The sequence below is a fragment of the Proteus sp. LHD240705 genome (assembly GCF_047921555.1).
Classification (GTDB): Bacteria; Pseudomonadota; Gammaproteobacteria; order Enterobacterales; family Enterobacteriaceae; genus Proteus.
This window is the reverse complement of record NZ_JBLRMI010000015.1, coordinates 1-25,128: the sequence shown is the minus strand read 5'-3', so window position 1 is coordinate 25,128 and position 25,128 is coordinate 1. Positions and strand designations below refer to the sequence as shown.

Sequence of the window (25,128 nt, the reverse complement as noted above, 5' to 3'; positions counted from 1 at the left end):
TTCTCTTTTTGAACTTTACGTCTATTTTTGATACGGAAAACATCTTTTGTGTGTAAAAAATATACGCTTTATCTTGTTATTGTCTATTCGGTATATTCTATCAATCACACTCTATTGCTCTACTTTCTCTTTTATTATCGTTTTTTATAGTCATGCATCATAAAAATCATTGCTCTCGCCAGCCCACCCCATCCACTGCTATGCTTTTCTTATTATAAAGTGAAACCAAGTACGAGGGTAAATTATGGGGAAATCAACAATCAGGAATTACTTACACCTTTCACCTTCTATTGATAAAGATGTTTTTATTGATGAAACAGCAACTGTGATTGGAGATGTACGTATTAGTGAAGATGTCAGTATTTGGCCTATGGTTGTTATTCGTGGTGATGTGAATTACGTGAGTATTGGGAAAAGATCAAATATTCAAGATGGTTCGGTTCTTCATGTCACTCATATCTCATCCAATGATCCTGAAGGTTTTCCTCTTATTATTGGTGATAACGTTACTGTTGGGCACAAAGCAATGCTACACGGGTGCACAATCGGAGATCGTGTTTTAGTAGGAATGGGTTCTATTTTACTTGATGGTGCAATTATTGAAGACGATGTAATGATTGGTGCGGGTAGTTTAGTTCCGCCAGGAAAACGGCTTGAAAGCGGTTTTCTTTACTTAGGAAGTCCGGTGAAAAAGGTTCGCCCACTTTCATCAGCAGAAATAGAGCACTTTATCTATTCTGCTAATAATTATGTCGGGTGGAAAAATAACTATTTAGCCACTCATCAATCTACCATTGATAAAGAATAGATAGGATGGAGAGTTGATAACTCATACTCTGTTACCAACTCTTCAAATTCTTCTTCAATATCCCAACGATTTTGTTTAAATAATAAAATTCCCTCACCAACACCAAAACGCTCAATAAGCTCTTGTTCTGTAATTTGACAATCAAAAAGCATTCCATTGATCATTATAGGAAAAAGAACACTCCTATTTTCAGTTAGCCATATTTCACGATCTGGAAATTGAATGGATTGGTTCATTTATTCAATTTTTCTCTTAATACATTAAGGACGGGATTAATATCCGGTACAAGTTCATACCACAATTCAAATGCATAAGCCGCTTGTCCTACTAACATACCTAATCCATCTGATAAACGCGTACTTCCATGTTTTAATGCGTTATATAGAAATGAAGTCATTCCAGTTTGATAATAAAGGTCATAGCACGCTGTTTCAAAACCATAAACATCATTAGGAATCGGTGGTAAATCATTAGTCATACTAGATGCAGATGCATTTATAATTAAATCGTAATGTCTATCAGCAACATCTTCAGCAGCTATTGCTCTGATTGTTCCAAATTGACTAAACTCTTTTACTAATTGCTCGGCTTTAGTAAATGTGCGATTGGTTAAAGTAATATCACAATCGTAATCAAGTAATGGAAGTAATATTCCTCTTGTTGCGCCACCAGCGCCAATAACTAAGACGGATTTAACCTTATTAGGCACGATAAAATCGAGCCTTGCTAAGTCCAGAATAAGTCCTTGTCCATCAGTGTTATCACCAAGAAGTGATCCATCTTCTAATTTAACAATAGAGTTAACTGCACCACATGCTTTTGCTCTATCTGTTAATTTATCCACAAAGCGGAATGCATCTTCTTTGAAAGGAACAGTAACATTAGCACCTCGTCCCCCATTAGAAAAAAAATGTGAGGCAGTTTTATCAAATTCACCTAAAGGAACAAGTAAGCGTCCATAGCCATACTCTATTCCTGTTTGTTTTGAGAAAAATTGGTGAATGAAAGGAGACTGACTATGCTCGATAGGGTTTCCCATCACTAAATATTTTTCCATCACAATCACCCTTGTCGGTACAATTCACCTGTTAAGGCATCTCGGATTTCAGAAGGATTCTGTCTACCTCCAACATTCCCTTCAACGATAGGAATTGTATCCTCAAATTGTTTTCTTACTTCTTCAACTGTACGACATGGTGGCAATCCACTTAAGTTAGCACTCGTTGAAACTAAAGGTTTTCCATAAGCTAAGCATAACTCTTTAACAACTGAGTGGTCTGTTACTCTCACGGCTAAAGAAGCAAATTTTCCAGTTAACCACTTTGGCGTCGTTGATTTAGCAGGAATAACCCATGTAATTGGTCCTGGCCAAGATGCAAACATTCTGTCTCGTTGAGTTTGTGTTAATGCACTATCATCAATATAAGGTTTCAATTGCTCATAATTATCAGCAATTAAAATTAGCCCTTTTTCAATTGAACGTTGTTTTAACATTAATAGTGCCATAACAGCATGCTCGCTATCAGGATCACAACCCACCCCAAATACAGCTTCTGTTGGATATGCGATAACTTTATTATTTTTTAATGCTTCTATAATAGTATTGCTTACAGGTGATGCTTCGTTATTCATGTTCTTCTCTTTTTGTTTGTTGCTTTCCACATAATTTGCTGGCGCACACCAATCTTACTCCTTGAGAAGACCTTTTTTCCATCAATAATGGATAGTGGCAATATTCGCATTCACCATTAACAGGTTTGTTATTTAATACAAATTGGCATTCTGGATATTGGTTACAAGCATAAAATGTCTTACCAAACCTAGACTTACGTTGTAATAGCTTTCCTTTTTCACATTGAGGGCAAGGTATAACAGTTTCATCAGGTTTATCAATTTGCTCTATATGTTCACACTCAGGATAATTGCTACAACCAATAAACATCCCAAATTTACCCTGACGTAAAACTAAATCAGCACCACAGCACTTACAAGGTTGTCCTTCTAGGACTTTGATAATTTGCCCATCACCTTGTGGTTTCAGTGTTTTAATATAGTGGCAATCAGGATAAGCAGAGCATCCTAAAAAAGGGCCATGTCCTCCATTTTTCATCACTAATGCGCTACCACATTCAGGGCATTTTCCCTGCTCAGGTTGCTGTGTAAACGGCATATTCTTTGCCATTGTTTTACCTCATTACACTTATTCCAATCGAGTATAGCCACCAGCCACAATAGCGATTTTTTCAATAAGCTCAAGTTCTAATAAAAGAGGAGCTAATTCAGAAGTTGATAATCCACTATCCTGAGCAATGATATCAATAGGTACTATTTTATTAAAACGTAGAAAAGGCAATATCACATCCATTGCGTGTTGTTGTTCTGGTGTAAGTTGCTCTGTTTTATCCTCTCGTTTTTCATTATTGATAAATGTCGTATATTCATCTGTTATAATTTTTTGTTGATACTCATTATCACAAGTAAGCCACTGCAAAGAGCTATTTAAATATTCCAGAATATCTTCAGGTGAAGATGCTAAATTTGCACCTTGCTTAATAAGCTGGTGATTACCTTCAAAATGAGCATCTCCTAATAATCCAGGTAACACAAACAACTCTTTACCTTGTTGCAAAGCATAATTTGCTGTTATTAAAGAACCGCTTTTAATTCCTGCTTCGACAATAAGCAGTGCAGCACTTAGCCCACTAATAATCCGGTTACGTTGAGGAAAATGGCGCGCTAAAGGTGGTGTCATAGGTAAATGTTCAGAAATAATAAGACCAGACTCTTTTATTTGTGTTGCAAGAGTGCGATGAAATGACGGATAAATCTGCTCTAAGCCACTTCCTAGTACAGCAATAGTAATACCATTATTCTTTAATGCACTTCGATGCCCTATACCATCGATACCTTGAGCTAACCCACTTGTAATAGTGAGTTCTTTCTTTACTAATTCCTGTGCAAAATAAGTTGCCCATTTGGAACCATAGGGTGTAGCAACTCGGCTACCAATTAATGCAATTTGTGTGCTTTTTAAATGCTGCCTATTTCCTGCAACAAAAAGCAAAAGTGGCGGTGATGAAATTTGCTTTAATAAAGATGGGTAATCTGAATCTATAATCGTTAATAATGATGATTCGTTTTTATCTAACCACTTTAATGTATCGTTGACAGTATTTGCATGAAGTCTTAAGAATTGATGACTTTGCTGTTCTGACAGACCACAACCTATTAATAGTCTTTGATTTAACTGAGTCAAAGATTGTAGATACTTTGCAATTTGAATCGCTTTATTAATAGGTAGTCTTGAAACAGCATTAAGTCTTATCCATATTTCTCTAGCATCCATGCATTATCCTAATATTGTTTTTAGCAAACAGGGTGAGCGCTAAACACACCAAATACTGTCAATCTAGACAATAAATGTCTAGAATAGACGTTAAATCCTATTCACATTTTAGAAACAGTCCGAATAAATTATGGCAGTGTTACACGTATTACATTATCCAGACGAGCGCCTTCGCACGATTGCAAAGCCAGTCGAAAAAGTTGATGCCGAAATTCAAAAAATTGTCGATGATATGTTTGAAACGATGTATTTGGAAGAAGGTATCGGTTTAGCCGCGACACAGGTGAATATTCACCAGCGCATTATCGTCATTGATGTCTCTGAAACAAGAGATCAAAGACTGGTATTAATAAATCCAGAACTTCTTGATGCCGACGGTGATACAGGCATAGAAGAAGGCTGTTTATCTATCCCAGAACAGCGTGCTTTTATTCCTCGTGCAGAGCACGTAAAAGTGAAAGCCCTTGATTACAATGGTCAACCTTTTGAGTTAGAAGCTGATGATTTATTAGCTATCTGCATTCAACATGAAATGGATCATTTAGTTGGCAAGCTATTTGTAGATTATTTATCTCCATTAAAACGCCAACGCATCCGCCAAAAAGTTGAAAAACTCGATAAGCTAGATAAAAAAAGAGCTAAAACAGGACAGTAACAGTTAAATTGAAACAGGAAGAAAACGTGTCTGATTCATTACGTATTATTTTTGCGGGAACACCCGATTTTGCGGCTCGGCATTTAGCTGCATTGTTATCAACTCAACATCGTGTGGTGGGAGTCCTTACTCCTCCAGATAAACCCGCAGGAAGAGGTAAGAAACTGACTATTAGCCCTGTTAAGGAACTGGCATTAACTCATGATATTCCTGTTTATCAACCAGCCTCTTTAAAACCAGAAGAGAACCATGAGTGGATAGCAGCACAACGAGCAGATATTATGATTGTTGTTGCTTATGGCATGATTTTACCTAAAGCCGTTCTTGAAATACCGCGTTTAGGTTGCCTTAATGTGCATGGTTCTCTCCTTCCTAAATGGCGTGGTGCTGCACCAATTCAACGCTCTTTGTGGGCGGGAGATAAAGAAACAGGCGTCACAATTATGCAAATGGATGTTGGTTTAGATACAGGCGATATGCTGTATAAAGCATCATGTCCAATTACAAATGAAGATACCAGCGCATCACTTTATGAAAAACTTGCAGAACTTGGACCTAAGGCTCTAACAACTACGTTAGATCTCATTACCTCAGGTAAAATAAAAGCTGAGAAACAAGACGACAATTTAGCAAATTACGCACAAAAATTATCTAAAGAAGAAGCAAAGATTGATTGGTCATTATCAGCAGAACAGATTGAACGTTGCATTAGAGCATTCAATCCATGGCCAATGAGCTTTTTCATGTTAGACGAGCAACCTGTAAAAGTATGGAAAGCACAAGCTATAGCGGATAATACAGATAAACCTGCAGGAACCTTATTAAAAGCAGATAAAACGGGTATTTATATTGCGACAGGTAACGGCATTCTAAATATCACTGAATTACAACCATCGGGTAAGAAACCTATGGCTTCTGCTGATTTCTTAAACTCCAAGCGAGATTGGTTCACTCCTGGAAAAATCATTCAATAATAATTCTAAGCCCTGATATCTAACATTATTATCAGGGTTTTCCTTTTTTCACGCCAACGTAATACATCTCTGGCGCTCAATATTAAACGTTAACTCATTATGAAAACGTCATACAACTTACGTAGCATTGCAGCAAAAGCTATCAATCAAGTATTAGATCAAGGCTTGTCTCTAAGCACTGTCATACCAGAACTTCAGAAAAATATTTCAGACAAAGATAAAGCCTTATTGCAAGAAATCTGCTTTGGCGTATTACGCACATTGCCACAATTAGAATGGATTATTCAGCAACTCATGGATAAACCATTAAAAGGCAAACAGCGTATTTTACACTACCTCATTATGGTTGGTTTATATCAGCTGCTTTATACACGCATTCCTGCTCACGCAGCTCTAGCAGAGACGGTAAATGGTGCTGTTGCACTAAAAAAACCACAGCTAAAAGGATTGATTAACGGTGTGTTACGTCAGTTTCAACGCCAACAAGATATCCTGAACGAACGTTTTCAAAATAGCGAAAATCGTTTTCTCCATCCATCATGGCTACTTACTCGTATTAAACAGGCTTACCCTGAGCAGTGGATGAGTATTGTTGAAGGCAATAACCAGAAGCCACCAATGTGGTTACGTGTAAATCAACGCCATCATTCTCGAGAAGAATATTTAACATTACTTGGAAATGAAGAAATTCCCGCTATTGCTGATGATAGCCACCCTTTCGCGATCCGTTTAGAGAATCCATGCAACGTGAATCTTCTCCCAGGATTTGCTGATGGTTGGGTAACAGTTCAAGATCGTTCAGCTCAACGTTGTGCTGAATTATTAGCACCAGAAAATAAAGAGCAGATCCTTGATTTATGTGCAGCACCTGGTGGTAAAACAACACATATTTTAGAAATAGCTCCGCAGGCTCACGTATTAGCTATCGACATAGATGAGCAACGTTTAAAACGTGTACAAGAGAACCTTACGCGTTTAAAACTTAATGCAGTCGTCAAAAGTGGTGATGGTCGTTATCCTGAACAATGGTGTTCAGGCATGCAGTTTGACCGAGTTCTTCTTGATGCACCATGCTCAGCAACTGGTGTTATCCGTCGTCACCCAGATATAAAATGGCTTCGTCGTAATGACGATATTGAGCAATTGGCTCAAATTCAAAAAGAGATCCTTCATGCTATTTGGCCATACCTAAAATCTGGTGGCACGTTGGTATATGCAACCTGCTCTATTTTACCTGAAGAAAATAAACAACAAGTTGAAGCATTTTTAGCATCAACGAAAGATGCACAATGCGATTATCAACACCAATGCTTACCAGAAGCAGAAGGTGGCGATGGTTTCTTTTATGCATTGATCAAGAAAATATGATCTTGTGATAAAAGATGATATCAGATCTAAAAAACGCTACTATTTCAACGCAAGATCATCCAGATCTTGCGTTTCTTTTCTATTTGTTAATCGAATACTCTGAGAAATTACGATGAAAATTATTATCTTAGGCGCTGGTCAAGTAGGTGGTACTCTCGCTGAAAATCTTGTCGGGGAGAATAATGATATTACTGTCGTTGACACTAATGCAGATCGCTTACGCCAACTTCAAGATAAATTCGATTTACGAGTAGTCAATGGACATGGATCTCACCCAAGGATCTTAAGAGAAGCTGGTGCTGAAGATGCAGATATGCTGGTTGCCGTCACCAACTCTGACGAAACCAATATGATAGCGTGCCAAGTTGCTTACACTCTGTTCAATACACCTAATAAAGTTGCTCGGATACGTGCCTCTGAATTTGTTCGTGAAGCAGATAAACTCTTTCTCCCAGAAGCTATTCCCATTGATTATTTAATCTCACCAGAGCATTTGGTTATCGATTATATTTATAAATTGATCCAATACCCAGGTGCCTTACAAGTTGTTAATTTTGCCGATGGTCAAGTCAGTATTGTTGCGGTAAAAGCGTATTACGGTGGTTCTCTCGTTGGGAATGCGTTATCAACATTACGTGATCATATGCCACATATCGATACACGAGTTGCTGCAATTTTTCGTCAAGACAGACCTATAAGACCTCAAGGCTCTACAATTATTGAAGCTGGAGATGAAGTTTTCTTTGTCGTCGCATCTCAGCATATTCGTGCAGTAATGAGCGAGTTACAACGATTAGAAAAACCTTATAAACGCATTATGATTGTTGGTGGTGGTAATGTCGGTGCCGGTTTAGCTGCTAGATTAGAAAAAGATTATAGCGTCAAACTTATTGAACATAATCAGCAACGTGCCACAGAACTGGCTGAATTACTCCATGACACCATCGTTTTTTATGGTGATGCATCAGATCAAGAACTTCTTGCTGAAGAACATATTGAACAAATTGATGTATTTATCGCACTGACTAACGATGATGAAGCCAATATTATGTCAGCGATGCTGGCAAAAAGAATGGGTGCTAAAAAAGCAATGGTACTTATTCAGCGTAGCGCTTATGTTGATTTAGTCCAAGGTGGGGTTATTGATATTGCAATATCACCACAACAAGCAACTATTTCTGCACTTTTAGGCCATGTTCGTAAAGCTGATATTGTTAGCGTTTCATCATTACGGCGAGGTGTTGCAGAGGCAATTGAAGCCGTTGCACATGGTGATGAAAATACATCAAAAGTTGTTGGCCGCCGTATACAAGATATAAAGCTACCACCAGGAACCATCATTGGTGCAATTGTTAGAGAGCAAGATGTTATTATTGCAAACGCAAGTCACTCCATAGAACAGGGTGATCATGTGATTATGTTTATCACTGATAAAAAATATGTTCCTGAAGTTGAAAAACTTTTCCAGCCAAGTCCATTTTTCTTATAAAGATTATGTAGAAATAAGAATAATAGTGATTGTTACTTATAATGGTCTATTATTATCATGTTAGATACTATATTTTTACATAATAAATCTATATTGAGATAAATAAGGGGTGGTTATGTCTTTTTTCAAAGAGTTCCGTGAATTTGCCATGAAAGGCAACGTTGTTGATATGGCAGTCGGTGTCATCATCGGTGCAGCTTTCGGTAAGATTGTTTCATCTCTAGTTGCTGATATTATCATGCCACCATTAGGATTATTAATTGGCGGTATTGATTTTAAACAATTTAGCCTTGTATTAAGAGATGCAACTGGAGATGTGCCTGCTGTTGTCCTAAATTATGGTATGTTCATTCAAACTGTTTTTGACTTTGCCATCGTTGCATTTGCTATATTCTGCGCAATCAAATTAATCAATAAGACACGTCGTCAAGCAGAAGAAGCACCTAAAGCACCACCGGCTCCTTCCGCAGAAGAAACTCTATTAACAGAAATTCGTGATTTATTAAAAAATCAGCAAAAATAAAAACTAAAAGGCCAGTGATAACAATTGAAAAAATCTTTTGTTATCACTGGCCTCCCAGTTACCCTTCTTGTCATGTTTTGCTTTTCTCATATAACTTCCTTTTCCTTTCTTATTCTTTTCCACGCGTTGTCTAAATAATGGATCATGAACAAGTGCTGCTAAAGCATTATCTTTAATAGCCCCTTTCTGGTGCTGATATTTGCTAGACATAAAAACCTCTTAAATTGTTAAAGAACATAAAACGTAATACGGTACAGATATTATTGCTTTGTGGCGCCAGATTCAAGTATTTCAAGAATAGAACAATAAGTACTTTCATGAGCACTACCACAACATGCATTACTTAACATCTTCAATGAATCTCGCATTCTTTCCATTTCTTTCAAGCGAATTTCAACTTCAGCAAGCCTTGCATCAACAATATGCTTTGATTCAACACAAGTGTGATGAGCAGGATCAACGCGAATAGAAAGTAGCTCTGTAATCGCGTCTAATGTAAAACCCAACTCTTTTGCATAACGAATAAAACGCAAACGTTGGAGATCTTGCTCTGTATATAGGCGATAGCCACCTTCTGTTCGCCTGTCATGATCCATCAATCCTTGTTTTTCATAAAAACGGATTGTATCTGTTGTCACATTCGCTAATTTTGCAACCTGCCCAATACGATACATGGATCATTCCCTCACTCTAAATGATGAATAAGCATAGCAAATAATCAAAATAATAGAATTGAAATATAGTGCGAAGCTTATCTTATCAAAATAGCAGTATGCTGAAATCACAAAAAATAAATATGATGCAACACAAAAGTAAGTAAAAAAGCATGGAATAACAAATAGAAAGGTTGGAGTATGGCTTGATAAGTTATTTTTATAAAACTAGTTTCAGTAGCTATCATTTTCAATAGATATAAAAAAACCGGATTAAAAATCCGGTCTTTTTATTCGCTTCACTAAATAATAATTAAATTATTCAGCTGCTGCTTCTGTTTCAGAATCAGCACGGTCAACAAGCTCAATGTAAGCCATTGGAGCGTTGTCACCAGCACGGAAGCCACACTTCAGAATACGAGTGTAACCACCTGCACGGCTCGCAAAACGCGGACCTAATACTGTAAACAGTTTTGCCACGACTTCGTTATCACGAGTACGGGCGAATGCCAGACGACGATTAGCTACGCTGTCGGTCTTGGCAAGAGTAATCAGCGGCTCAACGACGCGACGCAGTTCTTTCGCTTTAGGCAAAGTTGTCTTGATTATCTCATGACGAACTAAAGAACCTGCCATGTTACGAAACATAGCCTGACGATGGCTGCTGTTGCGGTTCAATTGACGACCACTCTTACGATGGCGCATGACCTTATCCTTCTCAGTAAAACCTTAACCTGTGATCTTATTCATCAGCGATACTTGCAGGTGGCCAATTCTCAAGGCGCATACCCAGAGATAGACCACGCGACGCCAGTACGTCTTTAATCTCAGTAAGAGATTTCTTACCAAGGTTAGGCGTCTTAAGTAATTCAACTTCAGTACGCTGTACCAGATCACCGATGTAGTGGATTGCTTCTGCCTTCAGACAGTTAGCAGAGCGGACAGTCAATTCAAGATCGTCTACTGGGCGCAGTAAGATAGGATCGAATTCTGGCTTCTCTTCTTTAACTTCTGGTTGACGAACATCACGTAAGTCAACAAAAGCTTCAAGCTGTTCAGCCAGGATAGTCGCTGCACGGCGAATCGATTCTTCTGGATCGATAGTACCGTTAGTTTCCATCTCGATAACCAGCTTATCCAAGTCGGTACGCTGTTCAACACGAGCTGCTTCCACATTATAAGCAATACGCTCAACTGGGCTATAGCACGCGTCTACTAAAAGGCGACCGATAGGGCGCTCATCTTCTTCCGAATGAATTCGGGCAGAAGCCGGCACATAACCACGACCACGCTGAACTTTGATACGCATATTAATAGATGCGTTTTCGTCTGTAAGGTGGCAGATAACGTGCTGCGGCTTGACGATTTCGACATCACCGTCATGGATGATATCGGCTGCAATAACAGGGCCAATGCCAGATTTGCTCAAAGTAAGAATAACTTCATCTTTACCATGAACTTTTACCGCCAACCCTTTAAGGTTGAGCAGTATTTCTAGGATATCTTCCTGAACACCTTCTTTGGTGCTGTACTCATGCAGTACACCATCAATCTCAACCTCTGTTACCGCACAACCCGGCATAGACGAAAGCAGAATACGGCGCAGTGCGTTACCAAGAGTATGGCCGAAGCCTCGCTCTAATGGTTCAAGGGTCACCTTGGCGTGCGTCGAACTGACTTGCTCGATATCAACCAGGCGCGGTTTTAGAAACTCTGTCACAGAACCCTGCATTGTGTCCTCTCTTTGGTGCTAAGCCTTACTTGGAGTAAAGCTCGACGATCAGGTGCTCGTTAATGTCAGCAGACAAGTCAGTACGTTCAGGAATACGTTTGAACACACCTTCCATCTTAGCAGCATCAACTTCCAGCCATGTTGGCTTTTCACGCTGTTCAGCCAGCTCTAAAGCAGCCTTGATACGAGACTGTTTTTTCGATTTTTCACGAACGCTGACTACGTCATTCGGGGAAACCTGATAAGAAGCAATGTTAACCACGCGACCATTTACCATGATTGCTTTATGGCTAACCATCTGACGTGCTTCTGCGCGAGTTGCGCCAAAGCCCATACGATAAACAACGTTATCCAGACGACCTTCCAGCAAAGTCAGCAGGTTTTCACCTGTGTTGCCTTTCAGACGAGTTGCTTCTTTGTAGTAGTTACGGAATTGACGTTCTAGAACACCGTAAATACGACGTACTTTTTGTTTTTCACGTAACTGAACACCGTAATCAGAAAGACGCGGTTTACGTGCGCCGTGCTGACCTGGTGCTTGTTCCAGTTTACACTTGGTGTCAATCGCCCGAACGCCAGATTTTAGAAATAAATCTGTACCTTCACGGCGGCTCAGCTTGAGCTTAGGACCCAAATATCTTGCCATTTTCTTTCTCCAACTTTCCTAAAAACGAAAACGTTATTAAACGCGACGTTTTTTCGGTGGACGACAACCGTTATGAGGAATCGGAGTCACATCAGTAATATTAGTGATGCGGAAACCAGCCGCGTTTAATGCACGGATAGTTGACTCACGACCAGGACCAGGTCCTTTAACCATAACTTCCAAGTTCTTAATTCCGTACTCTTTAACAGCTTCAGCGCAACGTTCTGCTGCAACCTGAGCCGCGAACGGAGTAGATTTACGAGAACCACGGAAACCGGAACCACCGGCAGTAGCCCAACCCAATGCGTTACCTTGACGATCGGTAATAGTAACGATTGTGTTGTTGAAAGAAGCATGGATATGAGCCACACCGTCAGAGACTTGTTTTCTTACACGCTTACGTGCACGAATAGGTGCTTTTGCCATTGTTCAAATACCCCGATTATTTCTTGATCGGCTTACGCGGACCCTTACGGGTACGTGCGTTAGTCTTAGTACGCTGACCGCGAACTGGTAGACCACGACGATGACGTAAACCACGGTAAGTACCAAGATCCATCAGACGTTTGATGCTCAGGGTAACTTCACGACGCAGATCACCTTCTACAACGTATTTGGCAACTTCGTCACGCAGCTTGTCGATTTGCTCTTCAGACAGCTCACTGATCTTAACATTTTCAGCAATACCAGCAGCTACACAGATAGCCTGTGAGCGGGTCTTACCGATACCGTAAATCGAAGTTAATGCGATTACAGTATGTTTATGATCAGGAATGTTAATGCCTGCTATACGGGCCACTATGCACTCCTAAATTAGCAGTTATACAGTACCATTCTGAAAAGCCCGTTTTCAGGATACTCAAACAATACTGTATATATTATAAAAGATTGGGCTGGCTAATTTAGCCAGCTCAACCGAACTTTGCAAGAAAAAAATGCAATAAATTAGCCTTGACGCTGTTTATGCTTAGGCTCGACGCTGCAAATTACACGCACGTGACCGTGACGTCTAACAATTTTGCAGTTACGGCACATTTTCTTGACGGAAGCACGAACTTTCATTTTTACTCTCCGTAACTTCTAAAACAAATCGCTTATCAGTAATTAACCTTTAAGATTTGCTTTTTTCAATGCAGACTCATACTGACTTGACATCAGGAGAGTTTGCACTTGAGCCATAAAATCCATGATGACCACAACCACGATTAAGAGGGAAGTACCACCAAAATAGAAAGGTACTTTCATTGCGTCACGCATGAACTCCGGGATGAGACAGATAAAGGTAATATACAAGGCACCGATTAAGGTTAAACGTGTCATTACTTTATCTATATATTTAGCCGTCTGCTCTCCCGGGCGAATTCCTGGTACAAATGCACCGGACTTCTTCAGGTTATCTGCCGTTTCTCTTGGGTTGAAAACCAACGCCGTATAGAAGAAACAGAAGAATATGATTGCAGCAGCGTATAGTAACACATAAATAGGTTGACCAGGCTGTAGATTTAAAGAAATCGTCGTCAGCCAACCCCACCCTGTACCATCGCCAAACCAAGAGGTTATTGTACCAGGAAACAGGATAATACTTGAAGCAAAAATTGCTGGTATAACACCCGCCATATTTACTTTAAGTGGTAGATGTGTACTTTGTGCCGCGTATATTCTACGCCCTTGTTGACGTTTTGCATAGTTAACAACGATACGACGTTGTCCTCTTTCTACAAAAACAACAAAGAAAGTAACTGCGAACACTAATACTGCAACCAACAATAACAGGAGGAAGTGCAGTTCGCCTTGCCGCGCCTGCTCGATGGTTTGACCAATGGCAGGCGGAAGACCTGCAACGATACCTGCAAAGATAATAATTGAGATACCGTTACCAATACCACGTTCAGTGATTTGCTCACCTAACCACATTAGGAACATTGTCCCAGTGACTAAGCTCACAACAGCCGTAATATAGAATGGTAAGCCTGGATTAATTACCAGACCTTGCATTCCTGGCATATTCGGTAAGCCTGTTGCGATACCAATTGATTGGAATATCGCCAGCACCAAAGTACCATAACGGGTATATTGGCTGATCTTACGACGACCGGCCTCCCCTTCCTTCTTAATCTCTGCTAACCGAGGGTTAACCACTGATAAGAGTTGGATAATAATCGATGCCGAAATATAAGGCATGATACCCAGCGCAAAGATAGAAGCACGGCTAAGAGCACCACCAGAGAACATGTTAAACATTTCAATGATGGTGCCTTTTTGCTGATCGAGCAATTTGGCAAGCACAGTGGCATCAATACCAGGGATAGGAATAAAAGAGCCAATCCTAAAGACAATAAGTGCACCAAGAACAAACAAAAGTCTGCGTTTTAGTTCACCAACACCACCTTTAGCACTCTGAAAATCTAAACCTGGTTGTTTAGCCATCTGTCACTTATTCCTCAATTTTACCGCCAGCTGATTCGATTGCTGCACGGGCACCTTTGGTAACACGCAGACCACGAATAGTCACTGCACGGTTAACCTCGCCAGACAGAATTAATTTTGCAAATTCAATCTGTGGGCCAACAACGTTTGCGGCTTTCAGTGCATTCAGATCGATTACATCGCCTTCAACGTAAGCTAAATCAGACAGACGGATTTCCGCAGTCACGAATGATTTACGTGAAGTAAAACCAAATTTTGGTAAACGACGATATAAAGGCATCTGGCCACCTTCAAAACCACGACGTACGCCACCGCCAGAACGAGATTTCTGACCTTTGTGACCACGGCCGCCAGTTTTACCTAAGCCAGAACCGATACCACGACCTACACGTTTAGGCGCATGCTTGGCACCTTCAGCCGGAGACAGAGTATTTAAACGCATCTCTTACTCCTCAACTTTAACCATATAGGAAACCAAGTTGATCATACCGCGAACTGCTGGTGTATCTTCGCGTTCTACAGTGTGACCGATGCGACGCAGGCCTAAACCAGTCATAGTTGCCTTATGTTTAGGCAGACGGCCGATTAAGCTGCGTGTTTGAGTAATTTTAATAGTCTTAGCCATGGTCATTACCCCAGAATTTCTTCAACGGATTTACCACGCTTAGCTGCGACCATATCTGGAGACTTCATGCTATCTAAAGCGTCCAGTGTTGCACGAACCACGTTAATCGGGTTAGTGGAACCATAGGTTTTAGCCAGTACGTTACGAACGCCAGCCACTTCTAGAACTGCACGCATTGCACCACCTGCGATGATACCGGTACCTTCATGAGCAGGCTGCATAAATACGCGTGAGCCTGTGTGAGTACCTTTAACAGGGTGGAACAGAGTACCGTTGTTTAAAGCGACGGTTTTCATATTGCGACGGGCTTTTTCCATCGCTTTCTGGATTGCTGCCGGAACTTCGCGAGCTTTGCCATATCCAAAACCAACGCGGCCATTACCATCACCAACTACTGTAAGAGCGGTGAAGCTAAAGATACGACCACCTTTAACGGTTTTAGATACGCGGTTTACCGCGATCAGCTTTTCCTGCAGTTCGCCAGCTTGTTTCTCGATGTGAGCCATCTTACACTCCTACCTTAGAACTGAAGGCCAGCTTCACGGGCAGCATCTGCCAGTGCCTGGACTCGACCATGATATTGGAAACCGGAACGGTCAAATGATACTACTTTGATACCTTTTTCCAGAGCGCGTTCAGCAACAATTTTACCAACTACTGCTGCTGCTTCTTTGTTTCCAGTGTTTTTCAGTTGCTCAATGATAGCTTTTTCTGTAGTAGAAGCGGCCACCAAAGTTTCAGAACCGTTTGGTGCAATAACCTGCGCATAAATATGGCGAGGGGTACGGTGTACCACCAGGCGAGTCGCACCCAATTCCTGGAGCTTACGGCGTGCGCGGGTCGCACGACGGATACGAGCTGCTTTCTTATCCATAGTGTTACCTTACTTCTTCTTAGCCTCTTTGATACGCACAACTTCGTCGGCGTAACGAATACCTTTACCTTTATAAGGTTCAGGGCGACGGTAAGCACGCAGTTCAGCTGCTACTTGACCAATCACTTGCTTATCCGCACCTTTCAGTACGATTTCAGTTTGTGTTGGGCATTCAGCAGTGATGCCTGCTGGCAGTTGGTGTTCCACTGGATGTGAAAAACCTACTGATAAGTTAACCGCATTGCCTTTAATAGACGCACGATAACCTACACCTACCAGTTGCAGTTTCTTAGTGAAGCCTTCGGTAACACCTACAACCATTGCATTTAACAGAGAACGAGTAGTACCCGCCTGTGCCCATGCATCAGCAAAACCATCACGAGGTGCGAAAGTTAAGTGGTTGTCAGCATGTTGAATTTCAACTGCATTATGGATAGTACGAGTTAGCTCGCCGTTTTTACCCTTAATCGTAATTACCTGACCGTTGAGTTTAACCTCTACGCCGGCAGGAATGACGACGGGTGCTTTTGCCACACGAGACATTCTTTCCTCCCGAATTAAGCTACGTAGCAGATAATCTCGCCACCAAGACCTGCTTGGCGAGCTGCACGATCAGTCATAACACCTTTTGAGGTAGAAACAACAGCGATGCCCAGTCCTGCCATAACATTTGGCAGCTCATCTTTTCTTTTATAGATGCGCAGACTTGGACGGCTTACGCGCTGGATGCTTTCTACTACAGCCTTACCTTGGAAATATTTTAAAGTGATTTCCAGTTCTGGCTTAGTGTCGCCTTCAATTTTAAAATCTTCAATATAACCTTCTTCCTTAAGCACGTTGGCAATCGCCACTTTCAGCTTGGAGGAAGGCATTGTGACCGCAACTTTGTTCGCGGCCTGACCGTTACGGATACGGGTCAGCATATCCGCGATGGGATCTTGCATGCTCATCTGTCTTTACTCCCGTGATTCAATTATGGTAATTACCAGCTAGCCTTTCTAAGGCCCGGGATTTCACCGCGCATAGCGGCTTCACGGACTTTAATACGGCTGAGGCCAAATTTCCGCAGGAAACCGTGCGGACGTCCAGTTTGACGGCAGCGATTACGCTGACGTGAAGGACTTGAATCACGTGGCATAGTTTGCAGTTTCAGAACAGCATTCCAACGATCTTCGTCAGACACGTTCACATCTGAAACGATAGCTTTCAGTTCTGCGCGTTTTGCGAAGAATTTCTCAGCTAAATTCGCACGTTTTACATCACGTGCTTTCATAGATTTCTTAGCCATGAATGCCCTGCCTTACTTGCGGAACGGGAAGTTAAACGCTGCTAACAGTGCGCGACCTTCATCATCTGATTTCGCAGTCGTAGTAATGGTAATATCCAAACCACGAACACGATCCACTTTATCGTAATCGATTTCAGGGAAGATGATTTGCTCACGTACGCCCATGCTGTAGTTACCACGTCCATCAAATGATTTAGCGGACAAACCACGGAAGTCACGGATACGTGGTACAGCAATAGAGATCAGGCGTTCAAAGAACTCCCACATGCGTTCGCCACGCAGGGTCACTTTACAGCCGATCGGATAGCCCTGGCGGATTTTGAAGCCTGCAACAGATTTGCGTGCTTTGGTGATCAAAGGTTTTTGACCTGAGATTGCTGCTAAATCAGCTGCTGCATTGTCCAGCAGTTTTTTATCAACAATCGCTTCACCAACACCCATATTCAGGGTGATCTTCTCGACCCGAGGGACTTGCATGACAGAATGGTAACCAAACTGAGACATCAGTTTTTGGACTACCTCGTCTTTGTAGTAATCATGCAGTTTCGCCATCGTATACTCCAAATTACTTGATAGTTTCTTTATTAGACTTGAAGAAACGAACTTTTTTGCCGTCTTCGAATCTAAAACCTACACGGTCAGCCTTGCCGGTTGCCGCATTGAAGATTGCAACGTTAGAAACTTGGATAGAAGCTTCTTTTTCAACGATGCCACCTGGTTGGTTCAGAGCCGGAACTGGCTTCTGATGTTTTTTAACCAGATTGATACCTTCAACGATAACTTTACCAGAAGAAAGAACCTGTTTTACTTTACCGCGCTTACCTTTATCTTTACCAGTCAGCACGATAACTTCGTCTTCACGACGGATTTTCGCTGCCATTGCCTGCTCCTTAGAGTACTTCAGGTGCCAGAGAGATTATTTTCATAAACTTCTCGTTACGAAGTTCACGAGTAACCGGCCCAAAAATACGCGTACCAATAACTTGCTCGCTGTTGTTGTTTAACAATACACAAGCGTTGCTATCGAAGCGAATGACAGAACCGTCAGGGCGACGAACACCCTTCTTGGTGCGCACCACTACCGCTTTCAGTACATCACCTTTCTTAACTTTACCACGTGGAATTGCTTCCTTGATGGTAATTTTGATGATGTCACCTACATCTGCGTAGCGACGGTGCGAGCCACCTAGAACCTTGATACACATTACGCGACGTGCACCGGAGTTGTCGGCCACGTTCAGCATAGTCTGTTCTTGGATCATTTTAGTGCTCCGCTAAATGTCAACTACTACTGAGCCACTTCCACATTAGAAGAGGCCGTTCAATATCCCATAATACGAGGGAGCGGCATTATAACACCACATTCTCGATATGGACAGAAAAAATAAACGGCTCGTTCAGTTTTGAGCCGTTTATTTCGTACGAAAAGGCTATTCTATTACAGAACAGCTTTTTCTACAACGCGAACTAACGCCCAAGACTTAGTCTTAGACAGTGGACGTGTTTGACGAATTTCTACTACGTCACCAATTCCACATTCGTTGTTCTCGTCATGTACATGCAGTTTGGTCGTACGACGGATAAACTTACCATATAATGGGTGTTTAACCATACGATCGATAGCAACGACAATAGATTTCTCCATTTTGTCACTAACTACACGACCTTGCAGAGTACGGATTTTATCGGTCATTACGCACCCGCCTTCTCAGTCAGTAAAGTCTTAACGCGTGCGATATTACGACGCACTTGTTTCAACAGATGAGACTGTTGTAACTGACCACTTGCTGCCTGCATACGCAGGTTAAACTGCTCGCGCAGTAAATTCAGCAGTTCTGTGTTCAGCTCTTCAACGCTCTTTTCGCGCAGCTCTTTTGCTTTCATTACATCACCGTCTTAGTTACAAAGGTGGTTTTGATAGGCAGTTTTGCTGCCGCCAGCTTGAATGCTTCACGGGCCAGTTCTTCAGGCACACCATCCATTTCATACAGGACTTTACCTGGCTGGATTAAGGCAACCCAATACTCAACGTTACCTTTACCTTTACCCATACGGACTTCGAGCGGCTTTTCAGTGATTGGTTTGTCTGGGAACACACGGATCCAGATTTTACCCTGACGCTTAACTGCACGGGTCATTGCACGACGTGCCGCTTCGATCTGACGTGCAGTCAGACGACCACGGCCCACAGCTTTAAGACCGTAAGTCCCGAAGCTTACATCCGCACCAGCAGCTAAGCCACGGTTGCGGCCTTTGTGCACTTTACGGAATTTTGTACGCTTTGGTTGTAACATCAGCGACTCTCCTTACTTGCGGCCTTTACGCTGCTGCTTTTTAGGTTGAGCAGCCGGTTTTTCCGCCTGTTCAACTGCAGCCATACCACCCAGGATCTCACCTTTGAAGATCCATACCTTAACGCCGAGCACACCATAAGTGGTTTGTGCTTCTGAGGTATTGTAGTCGATATCTGCACGCAGAGTGTGCAGAGGTACACGACCTTCACGATACCATTCAGTACGAGCGATTTCAGCGCCGCCTAAGCGACCACTTACTTCCACTTTAATACCTTTAGCGCCTAAACGCATAGCGTTCTGTACCGCACGCTTCATAGCACGACGGAACATAACACGACGTTCCAGCTGTGAAGTGATGCTGTCAGCAACTAATTTTGCGTCCAGTTCAGGTTTACGTACTTCGGCGATATTAATTTGCGCAGGAACGCCAGCGATATCCGCTACGTTTTTGCGCAGTTTTTCAACATCTTCACCTTTTTTACCGATAACGATGCCTGGGCGAGCAGTGTGAATAGTCACACGGATGCTTTTCGCAGGACGTTCGATAACGATACGAGATACAGATGCTTTAGCCAGTTCTTTAGTTAAGTACTGACGTACTTTAAAGTCGCTGTCTAGGTTGTCAGCGAATTCATTGGTACCCGCATACCATGTGGAATTCCAAGGCTTGACAATGCCAAGGCGGATACCATTAGGATGTACTTTTTGACCCATTGCTAGTCTCCAGAGTCTCAGCGATCAGACACAACCACAGTGATGTGGCTGGTGCGCTTCAGAATACGATCTGCACGGCCTTTTGCACGAGGCATAATGCGCTTCATAGAAGGACCTTCGTCAACAAAGATCTTAGCTACTTTCAGATCATCAATGTCAGCGCCATCGTTGTGTTCTGCATTAGCAATAGCAGACTCCAGTACTTTCTTCACTAAACCAGCAGCTTTCTTGTTGGTAAAGGTTAAAATTTCCAGAGCTTGCGACACTTTCTTACCGCGAATCAGGTCAGCTACTAAGCGAACCTTCTGAGCAGAAGAACGAGCGTGGCGATGCATAGCGATAGTTTCCATCTCTTCCTCCTACCTTATTTTTTCTTAGCCTTTTTATCGGCTGCATGACCGCGATAAGTACGGGTCGGCGCGAATTCACCCAGTTTGTGACCAACCATTTCGTCGGAAACGTAAACTGGAACATGCTGACGACCATTATGGACAGCGATGGTCAAACCGATCATGTTAGGAAAGATCGTTGAACGACGGGACCAAGTCTTAACAGGCTTTTTGTCACCGCTTTCCACCGCTTTCTCTACCTTCTTCAGCAAGTGCAGGTCAATGAAAGGACCTTTCTTGAGAGAACGTGGCATGGCTTATCCTCTAATTATTTCTTAGTACGACGATGAACGATGAAATGTTCAGTGCGTTTGTTTTTACGAGTCTTCTTACCTTTGGTTTGAACGCCCCAAGGTGTTACTGGGTGTTTACCAAAGTTACGACCTTCACCACCACCATGTGGGTGATCGACTGGGTTCATCGCAGTACCGCGAACGGTAGGACGAATACCACGCCAGCGACTTGCACCAGCTTTACCCAGAACGCGTAACATGTGCTCAGAGTTGCCAACTTCACCGATAGTTGCACGGCAATCAGAAGGAACTTTACGCATTTCACCAGAACGCAGACGAATAGTGACATAAGCACCATCACGAGCAACGATCTGAACGTAAGTACCAGCTGAACGAGCTAACTGACCACCTTTACCTGGTTTCATTTCTACGTTATGAACTGTAGAACCAACCGGGATATTACGCATTGGTAAGGTGTTACCCGCTTTGATAGCAGCATCAACGCCAGACTGAACTTTATCACCCGCTTTCAGGCCTTTTGGAGCCAGAATGTAGCGACGTTCACCATCAGCATACAGCACTAAAGCGATGTTAGCTGAACGGTTTGGATCATATTCCAGACGTTCTACTGTCGCAGGGATACCATCTTTGTTGCGTTTAAAGTCAACAATACGGTAAGCCTGTTTGTGACCACCACCGATATGACGGGTAGTGATACGACCATTGTTGTTACGACCACCGGACTTGCTGTTCTTTTCCAGCAATGGCGCATAAGGTTTCCCTTTATGCAGCTCAGGGTTTACCACTTTAACTACGTGGCGACGGCCCGGAGACGTAGGTTTACATTTAACAATTGCCATTGTTCTTTACTCCTCCGACTTACTCAGCGCCGCCGACGAAGTCCAGATTCTGGCCTTCCTTCAGGGTGACGTAAGCTTTTTTCCAGTCGCTACGACGACCAATACGCTGACCGTGACGTTTCACTTTGCCTTTCATCAGCAGAGTGTTAACACTTTCAACTTCGACTTCAAACAGTTTTTGTACAGCTGCTTTAATCTCTGCTTTGGTCGCGTCTTTAGCAACTTTGAGAACGATGGTGTTTGATTTTTCCATCGCGATAGAAGCTTTTTCAGATACATGCGGCGCGCGCAGTACTTTCAGCAGACGTTCTTCACGGATCATGCCAGCATCTCCTCAACTTGCTTCACAGCGTCAGCAGTCATGACGACTTTGTCGAAGGCGATTAAGCTAACAGGGTCGATTGTTGCTGCATCACGTACGTCAACTTTATATAAGTTGCGTGCTGCTAAATACAGATTCTCATCTACATCAGCAGTGATGATCAGAACATCTTCCAGAGCCATATCTTTCAGTTTCTGCGCTAAAAGCTTAGTTTTAGGAGCTTCAACAGAGAACTTCTCTACGACGATCAGACGATCTTGACGTACCAGTTCAGACAGAATGCTCTTCAGAGCACCACGGTACATCTTTTTGTTTACTTTTTGACTGTGGTCCTGTGGTTTAGCTGCGAAGCTAACACCACCAGAGCGCCAAATTGGGCTCTTGATTGAACCTGAACGTGCACGACCTGTACCTTTCTGTCTCCAAGGCTTTTTGCCTGAACCAGAAACTTCAGCACGGGTTTTCTGAGCACGAGTACCTTGACGAGCACCAGCAGCGTATGCAACGACTACTTGATGCACAAGCGCTTCGTTAAAGTCACGCCCGAAGGTAGTTTCGGAAACAGTCAGCGCGCCTTGCGCGTCTTTCATTACCAATTCCATTCCTATCTCCTCGACGTTACGCCTTGACAGCTGGTTTAACGATCAGGTCACTGCCAGTTGCACCTGGAACAGCACCTTTGACCAGCAGCAGGTTGCGCTCAGCGTCAACACGTACTACTTCCAGGCTCTGAACGGTAACTTGTTCGTTACCCAGTTGACCTGCCATTTTCTTGCCTTTGAACACCTTACCCGGAGTCTGGTTCTGACCGATAGAACCCGGAACACGGTGAGACAAGGAGTTACCGTGGGTAGCATCTTGAGTACGGAAGTTCCAGCGCTTTACAGTACCAGCAAAACCTTTACCTTTAGATGTTCCAGTAACGTCGACTTTTTTAACGTCAGCGAAAATTTCTACGCTAATGCTTTGACCTACAGTGTATTCTTCGCCTTCATTCAGACGGAATTCACGTAGTAAGCGGCCAGCTTCAACACCAGCTTTAGCAAAATGACCTGCTTCAGGTTTCAGTACACGGTTAGCTTTTTTGCTACCAGTAGTCACCTGAACGGCACGATAACCGTCTTTCTCAAGATCTCTGATCTGAGTAACACGGTTGTTTTCAATTTCGATAACGGTTACAGGGATTGAAACGCCATCTTCAGTGAAGATACGAGTCATTCCTACTTTCTTACCGACTAAACCAATCATTGTTTCAACCTCTCAATCGCTTGATGACCTGATTAACCTAGGCTGATCTGCACGTCTACGCCGGCAGCCAGATCCAGACGCATCAGAGCATCAACGGTTTTCTCGGTTGGCTCAACGATGTCAACCAGACGTTTGTGAGTGCGAATTTCATACTGATCACGCGCATCTTTATTAACGTGCGGAGAAATCAACACTGTGAAACGCTCTTTGCGAGTCGGCAGTGGGATTGGACCACGAACTTGCGCACCAGTGCGCTTAGCAGTCTCTACGATTTCCGCAGTTGATTGATCAATCAGACGATGATCAAAAGCTTTCAGGCGGATACGGATTCTTTGGTTCTGCATGAGACCAGAGCTCCAACTATTTTTTATAAACGTAAATGATCACTACTCGTACCCATTTCGATTGATGAGAGAGTGTAATCGTTCTGCATATAACTCCCCAATTGGGAGTATTATATTAATGCAATATAAAATCTGCATTAGCTGATTAATCAGCCCCACTAAATCAGTGAGCCTGCGCATTATACTTGCCTGAGTGATGAAATCAAGCCAAGAATAAAAAATCAGCGATAAAAATTCGCTTTACCTTTTTAAAATAAAAAAAAGCAAAGGCAACCTTCATTACCTTTGCTTCAAAAAGCATTCAATAATTTATAGAAGAAAGTAAATCATTCTTTTATTGTGAGTGAGTTACTCTTCGATAATTTGGGCTTGTAAATAATTTTGAAGCCCCAAGCGTTCGATAAGTTCGAGCTGGGTTTCAAGCCAATCAATATGCCCTTCTTCATCAGTTAAGATTTCTAGCATAAGATCACGACTGACATAGTCATGAATAGAATCTGCGTAAGCAATTGCTTCACGTAGATCTTTGGCACCACCTAATTCTAATTCAAGATCAGAACGTAGCATTTCCTCAACATCTTCACCGATATTCAGTTTGCCTAAGTCTTGTAAATTTGGAATTCCTTCAAGAAACAAAATACGCTCAATATATTTATCTGCGTGTTTCATTTCGTCTATGGATTCATGATATTCCATTTCATTGAGGCGAGTAAGTCCCCAGTTTTTGAACATTCGGGCATGCAGGAAATACTGATTAATTGCAACAAGCTCTCCACCTAATAACTTATTAAGGTGGGCTATCATTTTTTTATCACCTTTCATTTTTATGCTCCTTTGCTTCCAGTCTTATCAGTGTAGACCTTTTATACAAAGAGGAGAGAAAGGAAATTTAAAATTTGTTATGCAACTTCAGAAATTTGAGGGTAAAGAGCAGACTGTTCATTTTCGATCAGTTGACGAGCTTGGCGTACACATTTACCACAGCAGCTACCAACAGGCAGGATCTGACGTAATTCATTAATAGTGCGGATTTGATGTTTATGGACAGTAGAGATAATTTTTTTATCACTCACACCATGGCAAAGACAGACATACATAATAACAACCTCATTAACGACTCACGCAGTGAATAGTAAATGATAATTATTATGATTTCAATTTCTATTTATTTGACTTAAGTGTATTTACTTGGTTTATATAAACCTAAAGCGATATAGCAACAGAACGTGAATTGTTTGACTTAATTTAAATTCACTAAATAACAGATACAAAAAAGGGCATCTAATGATGCCCTCTTCATGCATAAATCTATCAGG

General features: G+C 42.0%; 43 protein-coding genes. 6 read left to right on the top strand and 37 right to left on the bottom strand.

Features of this window, described 5'->3' with window-relative positions; all coding sequences use genetic code 11:
• The first annotated feature begins 244 nt into the window (after window positions 1–244).
• Complete coding sequence (locus tag ACNART_RS17525) at window positions 245–808, top strand: gamma carbonic anhydrase family protein (protein WP_196534413.1); 564 nt, start codon at window positions 245–247, stop codon at window positions 806–808.
• Here the strand turns inward: ACNART_RS17525 and ACNART_RS17520 are convergent.
• Genes ACNART_RS17520 through dprA form a run of 5 tightly spaced genes read right to left on the bottom strand, consistent with a single transcriptional unit; the run spans window position 784 to window position 4,154 of the window.
• Entirely contained in the window at window positions 784–1,044 is a 261-nt protein-coding gene (locus tag ACNART_RS17520) for a DUF1488 family protein (protein ID WP_196534412.1), read from the bottom strand. The genes ACNART_RS17525 and ACNART_RS17520 overlap by 25 nt on opposite strands.
• Window positions 1,041–1,865 (bottom strand): shikimate dehydrogenase, encoded by an 825-nt coding sequence (aroE, locus tag ACNART_RS17515; RefSeq protein ID WP_198621061.1) that lies wholly within the window; start codon window positions 1,863–1,865, stop codon window positions 1,041–1,043. Before aroE ends, ACNART_RS17520 begins: the two co-directional genes overlap by 4 nt.
• A 5-nt stretch (window positions 1,866–1,870) precedes the next feature.
• Window positions 1,871–2,440, bottom strand: a complete 570-nt coding sequence (tsaC, locus tag ACNART_RS17510; RefSeq protein WP_160229882.1) for an L-threonylcarbamoyladenylate synthase type 1 TsaC — start codon at window positions 2,438–2,440, stop codon at window positions 1,871–1,873.
• Window positions 2,433–2,990: a topoisomerase DNA-binding C4 zinc finger domain-containing protein gene (locus ACNART_RS17505; RefSeq protein ID WP_196534410.1), complete on the bottom strand. Its 558-nt coding sequence runs from the start codon at window positions 2,988–2,990 to the stop codon at window positions 2,433–2,435. Before ACNART_RS17505 ends, tsaC begins: the two co-directional genes overlap by 8 nt.
• Before the next feature lie 18 nt (window positions 2,991–3,008).
• Window positions 3,009–4,154, bottom strand: a complete 1,146-nt coding sequence (gene dprA / locus ACNART_RS17500; RefSeq protein WP_198630534.1) for a DNA-processing protein DprA — start codon at window positions 4,152–4,154, stop codon at window positions 3,009–3,011.
• A gap of 130 nt (window positions 4,155–4,284) precedes the next feature.
• Here dprA and def point away from each other — a divergent pair, with 130 nt between their 5' ends.
• From def to mscL, 5 genes are all read left to right on the top strand, one after another.
• On the top strand, window positions 4,285–4,809 hold the full coding sequence (gene def / locus ACNART_RS17495; protein ID WP_100158937.1) for a peptide deformylase: 525 nt from the start codon (window positions 4,285–4,287) through the stop codon (window positions 4,807–4,809).
• A 26-nt stretch (window positions 4,810–4,835) separates the two neighbouring features.
• On the top strand, window positions 4,836–5,783 hold the full coding sequence (gene fmt / locus ACNART_RS17490) for a methionyl-tRNA formyltransferase (RefSeq protein ID WP_196534408.1): 948 nt from the start codon (window positions 4,836–4,838) through the stop codon (window positions 5,781–5,783).
• 99 nt (window positions 5,784–5,882) lie between these two features.
• Window positions 5,883–7,151 carry a 16S rRNA (cytosine(967)-C(5))-methyltransferase RsmB gene (gene rsmB / locus ACNART_RS17485; RefSeq protein ID WP_109374365.1) on the top strand — a complete coding sequence of 423 codons (1,269 nt, stop codon included), beginning with the start codon at window positions 5,883–5,885 and terminating at the stop codon, window positions 7,149–7,151.
• 112 nt (window positions 7,152–7,263) lie between these two features.
• Window positions 7,264–8,640, top strand: coding sequence for a Trk system potassium transporter TrkA (gene trkA, locus ACNART_RS17480; RefSeq protein ID WP_109396567.1), 1,377 nt, complete (start codon window positions 7,264–7,266; stop codon window positions 8,638–8,640).
• Between the two features lie 115 nt (window positions 8,641–8,755).
• Entirely contained in the window at window positions 8,756–9,163 is a 408-nt protein-coding gene (gene mscL / locus ACNART_RS17475) for a large-conductance mechanosensitive channel protein MscL (RefSeq protein ID WP_109374367.1), read from the top strand.
• A 3-nt stretch (window positions 9,164–9,166) separates the two neighbouring features.
• On the opposite strand, the gene ACNART_RS17470 is transcribed toward mscL, so the two are convergent.
• The 32 genes from ACNART_RS17470 to bfd form a co-directional block, all read right to left on the bottom strand.
• Window positions 9,167–9,373 carry an alternative ribosome-rescue factor A gene (locus tag ACNART_RS17470; RefSeq protein WP_109374368.1) on the bottom strand — a complete coding sequence of 69 codons (207 nt, stop codon included), beginning with the start codon at window positions 9,371–9,373 and terminating at the stop codon, window positions 9,167–9,169.
• Window positions 9,374–9,423: 50 nt separating this feature from the next.
• Window positions 9,424–9,837: a Zn(2+)-responsive transcriptional regulator gene (gene zntR, locus ACNART_RS17465; RefSeq protein ID WP_069368787.1), complete on the bottom strand. Its 414-nt coding sequence runs from the start codon at window positions 9,835–9,837 to the stop codon at window positions 9,424–9,426.
• 297 nt (window positions 9,838–10,134) lie between these two features.
• Window positions 10,135–10,521, bottom strand: coding sequence for a 50S ribosomal protein L17 (gene rplQ / locus ACNART_RS17460; RefSeq protein ID WP_004246940.1), 387 nt, complete (start codon window positions 10,519–10,521; stop codon window positions 10,135–10,137).
• A 37-nt stretch (window positions 10,522–10,558) separates the two neighbouring features.
• Window positions 10,559–11,548, bottom strand: coding sequence for a DNA-directed RNA polymerase subunit alpha (locus ACNART_RS17455; RefSeq protein ID WP_006535513.1), 990 nt, complete (start codon window positions 11,546–11,548; stop codon window positions 10,559–10,561).
• Window positions 11,549–11,573: 25 nt separating this feature from the next.
• The gene (gene rpsD / locus ACNART_RS17450; RefSeq protein ID WP_004246942.1) at window positions 11,574–12,194 is read right to left on the bottom strand and encodes a 30S ribosomal protein S4; all 621 of its coding nucleotides are present in this window, start codon (window positions 12,192–12,194) and stop codon (window positions 11,574–11,576) included.
• 36 nt (window positions 12,195–12,230) lie between these two features.
• Complete coding sequence (gene rpsK / locus ACNART_RS17445) at window positions 12,231–12,620, bottom strand: 30S ribosomal protein S11 (RefSeq protein WP_002919257.1); 390 nt, start codon at window positions 12,618–12,620, stop codon at window positions 12,231–12,233.
• A gap of 16 nt (window positions 12,621–12,636) precedes the next feature.
• Window positions 12,637–12,993 carry a 30S ribosomal protein S13 gene (rpsM, locus tag ACNART_RS17440; RefSeq protein ID WP_036914623.1) on the bottom strand — a complete coding sequence of 119 codons (357 nt, stop codon included), beginning with the start codon at window positions 12,991–12,993 and terminating at the stop codon, window positions 12,637–12,639.
• Window positions 12,994–13,139: 146 nt separating this feature from the next.
• Window positions 13,140–13,256, bottom strand: a complete 117-nt coding sequence (gene rpmJ / locus ACNART_RS17435; protein WP_071788572.1) for a 50S ribosomal protein L36 — start codon at window positions 13,254–13,256, stop codon at window positions 13,140–13,142.
• Window positions 13,257–13,298: 42 nt separating this feature from the next.
• On the bottom strand, window positions 13,299–14,621 hold the full coding sequence (secY, locus tag ACNART_RS17430) for a preprotein translocase subunit SecY (protein WP_006535510.1): 1,323 nt from the start codon (window positions 14,619–14,621) through the stop codon (window positions 13,299–13,301).
• A 7-nt stretch (window positions 14,622–14,628) separates the two neighbouring features.
• Window positions 14,629–15,063, bottom strand: a complete 435-nt coding sequence (gene rplO, locus ACNART_RS17425) for a 50S ribosomal protein L15 (protein WP_004246944.1) — start codon at window positions 15,061–15,063, stop codon at window positions 14,629–14,631.
• A gap of 3 nt (window positions 15,064–15,066) precedes the next feature.
• Window positions 15,067–15,246: a 50S ribosomal protein L30 gene (gene rpmD, locus ACNART_RS17420; RefSeq protein ID WP_036914634.1), complete on the bottom strand. Its 180-nt coding sequence runs from the start codon at window positions 15,244–15,246 to the stop codon at window positions 15,067–15,069.
• Between the two features lie 5 nt (window positions 15,247–15,251).
• A complete protein-coding gene (gene rpsE / locus ACNART_RS17415; RefSeq protein WP_023583472.1) occupies window positions 15,252–15,752 on the bottom strand; it encodes a 30S ribosomal protein S5 in 501 nt (166 codons plus the stop codon).
• A gap of 14 nt (window positions 15,753–15,766) precedes the next feature.
• On the bottom strand, window positions 15,767–16,120 hold the full coding sequence (gene rplR, locus ACNART_RS17410) for a 50S ribosomal protein L18 (RefSeq protein ID WP_023583471.1): 354 nt from the start codon (window positions 16,118–16,120) through the stop codon (window positions 15,767–15,769).
• A 9-nt stretch (window positions 16,121–16,129) separates the two neighbouring features.
• Entirely contained in the window at window positions 16,130–16,663 is a 534-nt protein-coding gene (rplF, locus tag ACNART_RS17405; RefSeq protein WP_023583470.1) for a 50S ribosomal protein L6, read from the bottom strand.
• A gap of 14 nt (window positions 16,664–16,677) precedes the next feature.
• Window positions 16,678–17,070 carry a 30S ribosomal protein S8 gene (gene rpsH, locus ACNART_RS17400; RefSeq protein ID WP_100158931.1) on the bottom strand — a complete coding sequence of 131 codons (393 nt, stop codon included), beginning with the start codon at window positions 17,068–17,070 and terminating at the stop codon, window positions 16,678–16,680.
• Window positions 17,071–17,102: 32 nt separating this feature from the next.
• Complete coding sequence (rpsN, locus tag ACNART_RS17395) at window positions 17,103–17,408, bottom strand: 30S ribosomal protein S14 (RefSeq protein ID WP_006535503.1); 306 nt, start codon at window positions 17,406–17,408, stop codon at window positions 17,103–17,105.
• A 12-nt stretch (window positions 17,409–17,420) separates the two neighbouring features.
• Window positions 17,421–17,960, bottom strand: a complete 540-nt coding sequence (rplE, locus tag ACNART_RS17390; RefSeq protein WP_036933223.1) for a 50S ribosomal protein L5 — start codon at window positions 17,958–17,960, stop codon at window positions 17,421–17,423.
• Between the two features lie 13 nt (window positions 17,961–17,973).
• Complete coding sequence (gene rplX / locus ACNART_RS17385; protein ID WP_006535502.1) at window positions 17,974–18,288, bottom strand: 50S ribosomal protein L24; 315 nt, start codon at window positions 18,286–18,288, stop codon at window positions 17,974–17,976.
• A 10-nt stretch (window positions 18,289–18,298) separates the two neighbouring features.
• Complete coding sequence (gene rplN / locus ACNART_RS17380) at window positions 18,299–18,670, bottom strand: 50S ribosomal protein L14 (protein WP_004246955.1); 372 nt, start codon at window positions 18,668–18,670, stop codon at window positions 18,299–18,301.
• A 176-nt stretch (window positions 18,671–18,846) separates the two neighbouring features.
• Window positions 18,847–19,101: a 30S ribosomal protein S17 gene (rpsQ, locus tag ACNART_RS17375; RefSeq protein ID WP_023583468.1), complete on the bottom strand. Its 255-nt coding sequence runs from the start codon at window positions 19,099–19,101 to the stop codon at window positions 18,847–18,849.
• On the bottom strand, window positions 19,101–19,292 hold the full coding sequence (gene rpmC, locus ACNART_RS17370) for a 50S ribosomal protein L29 (protein ID WP_004238624.1): 192 nt from the start codon (window positions 19,290–19,292) through the stop codon (window positions 19,101–19,103). The genes rpsQ and rpmC overlap by 1 nt, the downstream gene beginning before the upstream one ends.
• On the bottom strand, window positions 19,292–19,702 hold the full coding sequence (rplP, locus tag ACNART_RS17365) for a 50S ribosomal protein L16 (RefSeq protein ID WP_006535500.1): 411 nt from the start codon (window positions 19,700–19,702) through the stop codon (window positions 19,292–19,294). Before rplP ends, rpmC begins: the two co-directional genes overlap by 1 nt.
• Before the next feature lie 12 nt (window positions 19,703–19,714).
• On the bottom strand, window positions 19,715–20,416 hold the full coding sequence (rpsC, locus tag ACNART_RS17360) for a 30S ribosomal protein S3 (RefSeq protein ID WP_023583467.1): 702 nt from the start codon (window positions 20,414–20,416) through the stop codon (window positions 19,715–19,717).
• A gap of 17 nt (window positions 20,417–20,433) precedes the next feature.
• Window positions 20,434–20,766: a 50S ribosomal protein L22 gene (gene rplV / locus ACNART_RS17355; protein WP_006535498.1), complete on the bottom strand. Its 333-nt coding sequence runs from the start codon at window positions 20,764–20,766 to the stop codon at window positions 20,434–20,436.
• Between the two features lie 14 nt (window positions 20,767–20,780).
• Window positions 20,781–21,059: a 30S ribosomal protein S19 gene (rpsS, locus tag ACNART_RS17350; protein WP_004246960.1), complete on the bottom strand. Its 279-nt coding sequence runs from the start codon at window positions 21,057–21,059 to the stop codon at window positions 20,781–20,783.
• Window positions 21,060–21,073: 14 nt separating this feature from the next.
• Window positions 21,074–21,898, bottom strand: coding sequence for a 50S ribosomal protein L2 (gene rplB / locus ACNART_RS17345; RefSeq protein WP_006535497.1), 825 nt, complete (start codon window positions 21,896–21,898; stop codon window positions 21,074–21,076).
• A gap of 19 nt (window positions 21,899–21,917) precedes the next feature.
• Complete coding sequence (rplW, locus tag ACNART_RS17340; RefSeq protein ID WP_004246962.1) at window positions 21,918–22,220, bottom strand: 50S ribosomal protein L23; 303 nt, start codon at window positions 22,218–22,220, stop codon at window positions 21,918–21,920.
• Entirely contained in the window at window positions 22,217–22,822 is a 606-nt protein-coding gene (rplD, locus tag ACNART_RS17335; protein WP_023583466.1) for a 50S ribosomal protein L4, read from the bottom strand. Before rplD ends, rplW begins: the two co-directional genes overlap by 4 nt.
• A gap of 16 nt (window positions 22,823–22,838) precedes the next feature.
• Window positions 22,839–23,468, bottom strand: coding sequence for a 50S ribosomal protein L3 (gene rplC, locus ACNART_RS17330; RefSeq protein ID WP_109374369.1), 630 nt, complete (start codon window positions 23,466–23,468; stop codon window positions 22,839–22,841).
• Window positions 23,469–23,500: 32 nt separating this feature from the next.
• Window positions 23,501–23,812, bottom strand: coding sequence for a 30S ribosomal protein S10 (rpsJ, locus tag ACNART_RS17325; RefSeq protein WP_001181005.1), 312 nt, complete (start codon window positions 23,810–23,812; stop codon window positions 23,501–23,503).
• Between the two features lie 348 nt (window positions 23,813–24,160).
• The gene (gene bfr / locus ACNART_RS17320; RefSeq protein WP_109374370.1) at window positions 24,161–24,634 is read right to left on the bottom strand and encodes a bacterioferritin; all 474 of its coding nucleotides are present in this window, start codon (window positions 24,632–24,634) and stop codon (window positions 24,161–24,163) included.
• Window positions 24,635–24,711: 77 nt separating this feature from the next.
• Complete coding sequence (bfd, locus tag ACNART_RS17315; protein WP_196534405.1) at window positions 24,712–24,909, bottom strand: bacterioferritin-associated ferredoxin; 198 nt, start codon at window positions 24,907–24,909, stop codon at window positions 24,712–24,714.
• Window positions 24,910–25,128: the final 219 nt, after the last annotated feature.

Excerpts from the sequence above, each read along its gene's own strand:
- ACNART_RS17525 (WP_196534413.1), top strand. The coding sequence starts at position 245 with ATGGGGAAATCAACAATCAGGAATTACTTACACCTTTCACCTTCTATT.
- ACNART_RS17520 (WP_196534412.1), bottom strand. The coding sequence starts at position 1,044 with ATGAACCAATCCATTCAATTTCCAGATCGTGAAATATGGCTAACTGAA.
- aroE (WP_198621061.1), bottom strand. The coding sequence starts at position 1,865 with ATGGAAAAATATTTAGTGATGGGAAACCCTATCGAGCATAGTCAGTCT.
- tsaC (WP_160229882.1), bottom strand. The coding sequence starts at position 2,440 with ATGAATAACGAAGCATCACCTGTAAGCAATACTATTATAGAAGCATTA.
- ACNART_RS17505 (WP_196534410.1), bottom strand. The coding sequence starts at position 2,990 with ATGGCAAAGAATATGCCGTTTACACAGCAACCTGAGCAGGGAAAATGC.
- dprA (WP_198630534.1), bottom strand. The coding sequence starts at position 4,154 with ATGGATGCTAGAGAAATATGGATAAGACTTAATGCTGTTTCAAGACTA.
- def (WP_100158937.1), top strand. The coding sequence starts at position 4,285 with ATGGCAGTGTTACACGTATTACATTATCCAGACGAGCGCCTTCGCACG.
- rsmB (WP_109374365.1), top strand. The coding sequence starts at position 5,883 with ATGAAAACGTCATACAACTTACGTAGCATTGCAGCAAAAGCTATCAAT.
- trkA (WP_109396567.1), top strand. The coding sequence starts at position 7,264 with ATGAAAATTATTATCTTAGGCGCTGGTCAAGTAGGTGGTACTCTCGCT.
- mscL (WP_109374367.1), top strand. The coding sequence starts at position 8,756 with ATGTCTTTTTTCAAAGAGTTCCGTGAATTTGCCATGAAAGGCAACGTT.
- ACNART_RS17470 (WP_109374368.1), bottom strand. The coding sequence starts at position 9,373 with ATGTCTAGCAAATATCAGCACCAGAAAGGGGCTATTAAAGATAATGCT.
- zntR (WP_069368787.1), bottom strand. The coding sequence starts at position 9,837 with ATGTATCGTATTGGGCAGGTTGCAAAATTAGCGAATGTGACAACAGAT.
- rplQ (WP_004246940.1), bottom strand. The coding sequence starts at position 10,521 with ATGCGCCATCGTAAGAGTGGTCGTCAATTGAACCGCAACAGCAGCCAT.
- ACNART_RS17455 (WP_006535513.1), bottom strand. The coding sequence starts at position 11,548 with ATGCAGGGTTCTGTGACAGAGTTTCTAAAACCGCGCCTGGTTGATATC.
- rpsD (WP_004246942.1), bottom strand. The coding sequence starts at position 12,194 with ATGGCAAGATATTTGGGTCCTAAGCTCAAGCTGAGCCGCCGTGAAGGT.
- rpsK (WP_002919257.1), bottom strand. The coding sequence starts at position 12,620 with ATGGCAAAAGCACCTATTCGTGCACGTAAGCGTGTAAGAAAACAAGTC.
- rpmJ (WP_071788572.1), bottom strand. The coding sequence starts at position 13,256 with ATGAAAGTTCGTGCTTCCGTCAAGAAAATGTGCCGTAACTGCAAAATT.
- secY (WP_006535510.1), bottom strand. The coding sequence starts at position 14,621 with ATGGCTAAACAACCAGGTTTAGATTTTCAGAGTGCTAAAGGTGGTGTT.
- rplO (WP_004246944.1), bottom strand. The coding sequence starts at position 15,063 with ATGCGTTTAAATACTCTGTCTCCGGCTGAAGGTGCCAAGCATGCGCCT.
- rpmD (WP_036914634.1), bottom strand. The coding sequence starts at position 15,246 with ATGGCTAAGACTATTAAAATTACTCAAACACGCAGCTTAATCGGCCGT.
- rpsE (WP_023583472.1), bottom strand. The coding sequence starts at position 15,752 with ATGGCTCACATCGAGAAACAAGCTGGCGAACTGCAGGAAAAGCTGATC.
- rplR (WP_023583471.1), bottom strand. The coding sequence starts at position 16,120 with ATGGATAAGAAAGCAGCTCGTATCCGTCGTGCGACCCGCGCACGCCGT.
- rplF (WP_023583470.1), bottom strand. The coding sequence starts at position 16,663 with ATGTCTCGTGTGGCAAAAGCACCCGTCGTCATTCCTGCCGGCGTAGAG.
- rpsH (WP_100158931.1), bottom strand. The coding sequence starts at position 17,070 with ATGAGCATGCAAGATCCCATCGCGGATATGCTGACCCGTATCCGTAAC.
- rpsN (WP_006535503.1), bottom strand. The coding sequence starts at position 17,408 with ATGGCTAAGAAATCTATGAAAGCACGTGATGTAAAACGTGCGAATTTA.
- rplE (WP_036933223.1), bottom strand. The coding sequence starts at position 17,960 with ATGGCGAAACTGCATGATTACTACAAAGACGAGGTAGTCCAAAAACTG.
- rplX (WP_006535502.1), bottom strand. The coding sequence starts at position 18,288 with ATGGCAGCGAAAATCCGTCGTGAAGACGAAGTTATCGTGCTGACTGGT.
- rplN (WP_004246955.1), bottom strand. The coding sequence starts at position 18,670 with ATGATCCAAGAACAGACTATGCTGAACGTGGCCGACAACTCCGGTGCA.
- rpsQ (WP_023583468.1), bottom strand. The coding sequence starts at position 19,101 with ATGACCGATAAAATCCGTACTCTGCAAGGTCGTGTAGTTAGTGACAAA.
- rpmC (WP_004238624.1), bottom strand. The coding sequence starts at position 19,292 with ATGAAAGCAAAAGAGCTGCGCGAAAAGAGCGTTGAAGAGCTGAACACA.
- rplP (WP_006535500.1), bottom strand. The coding sequence starts at position 19,702 with ATGTTACAACCAAAGCGTACAAAATTCCGTAAAGTGCACAAAGGCCGC.
- rpsC (WP_023583467.1), bottom strand. The coding sequence starts at position 20,416 with ATGGGTCAAAAAGTACATCCTAATGGTATCCGCCTTGGCATTGTCAAG.
- rplV (WP_006535498.1), bottom strand. The coding sequence starts at position 20,766 with ATGGAAACTATCGCTATGCATCGCCACGCTCGTTCTTCTGCTCAGAAG.
- rpsS (WP_004246960.1), bottom strand. The coding sequence starts at position 21,059 with ATGCCACGTTCTCTCAAGAAAGGTCCTTTCATTGACCTGCACTTGCTG.
- rplB (WP_006535497.1), bottom strand. The coding sequence starts at position 21,898 with ATGGCAATTGTTAAATGTAAACCTACGTCTCCGGGCCGTCGCCACGTA.
- rplW (WP_004246962.1), bottom strand. The coding sequence starts at position 22,220 with ATGATCCGTGAAGAACGTCTGCTGAAAGTACTGCGCGCGCCGCATGTA.
- rplD (WP_023583466.1), bottom strand. The coding sequence starts at position 22,822 with ATGGAATTGGTAATGAAAGACGCGCAAGGCGCGCTGACTGTTTCCGAA.
- rplC (WP_109374369.1), bottom strand. The coding sequence starts at position 23,468 with ATGATTGGTTTAGTCGGTAAGAAAGTAGGAATGACTCGTATCTTCACT.
- rpsJ (WP_001181005.1), bottom strand. The coding sequence starts at position 23,812 with ATGCAGAACCAAAGAATCCGTATCCGCCTGAAAGCTTTTGATCATCGT.
- bfr (WP_109374370.1), bottom strand. The coding sequence starts at position 24,634 with ATGAAAGGTGATAAAAAAATGATAGCCCACCTTAATAAGTTATTAGGT.
- bfd (WP_196534405.1), bottom strand. The coding sequence starts at position 24,909 with ATGTATGTCTGTCTTTGCCATGGTGTGAGTGATAAAAAAATTATCTCT.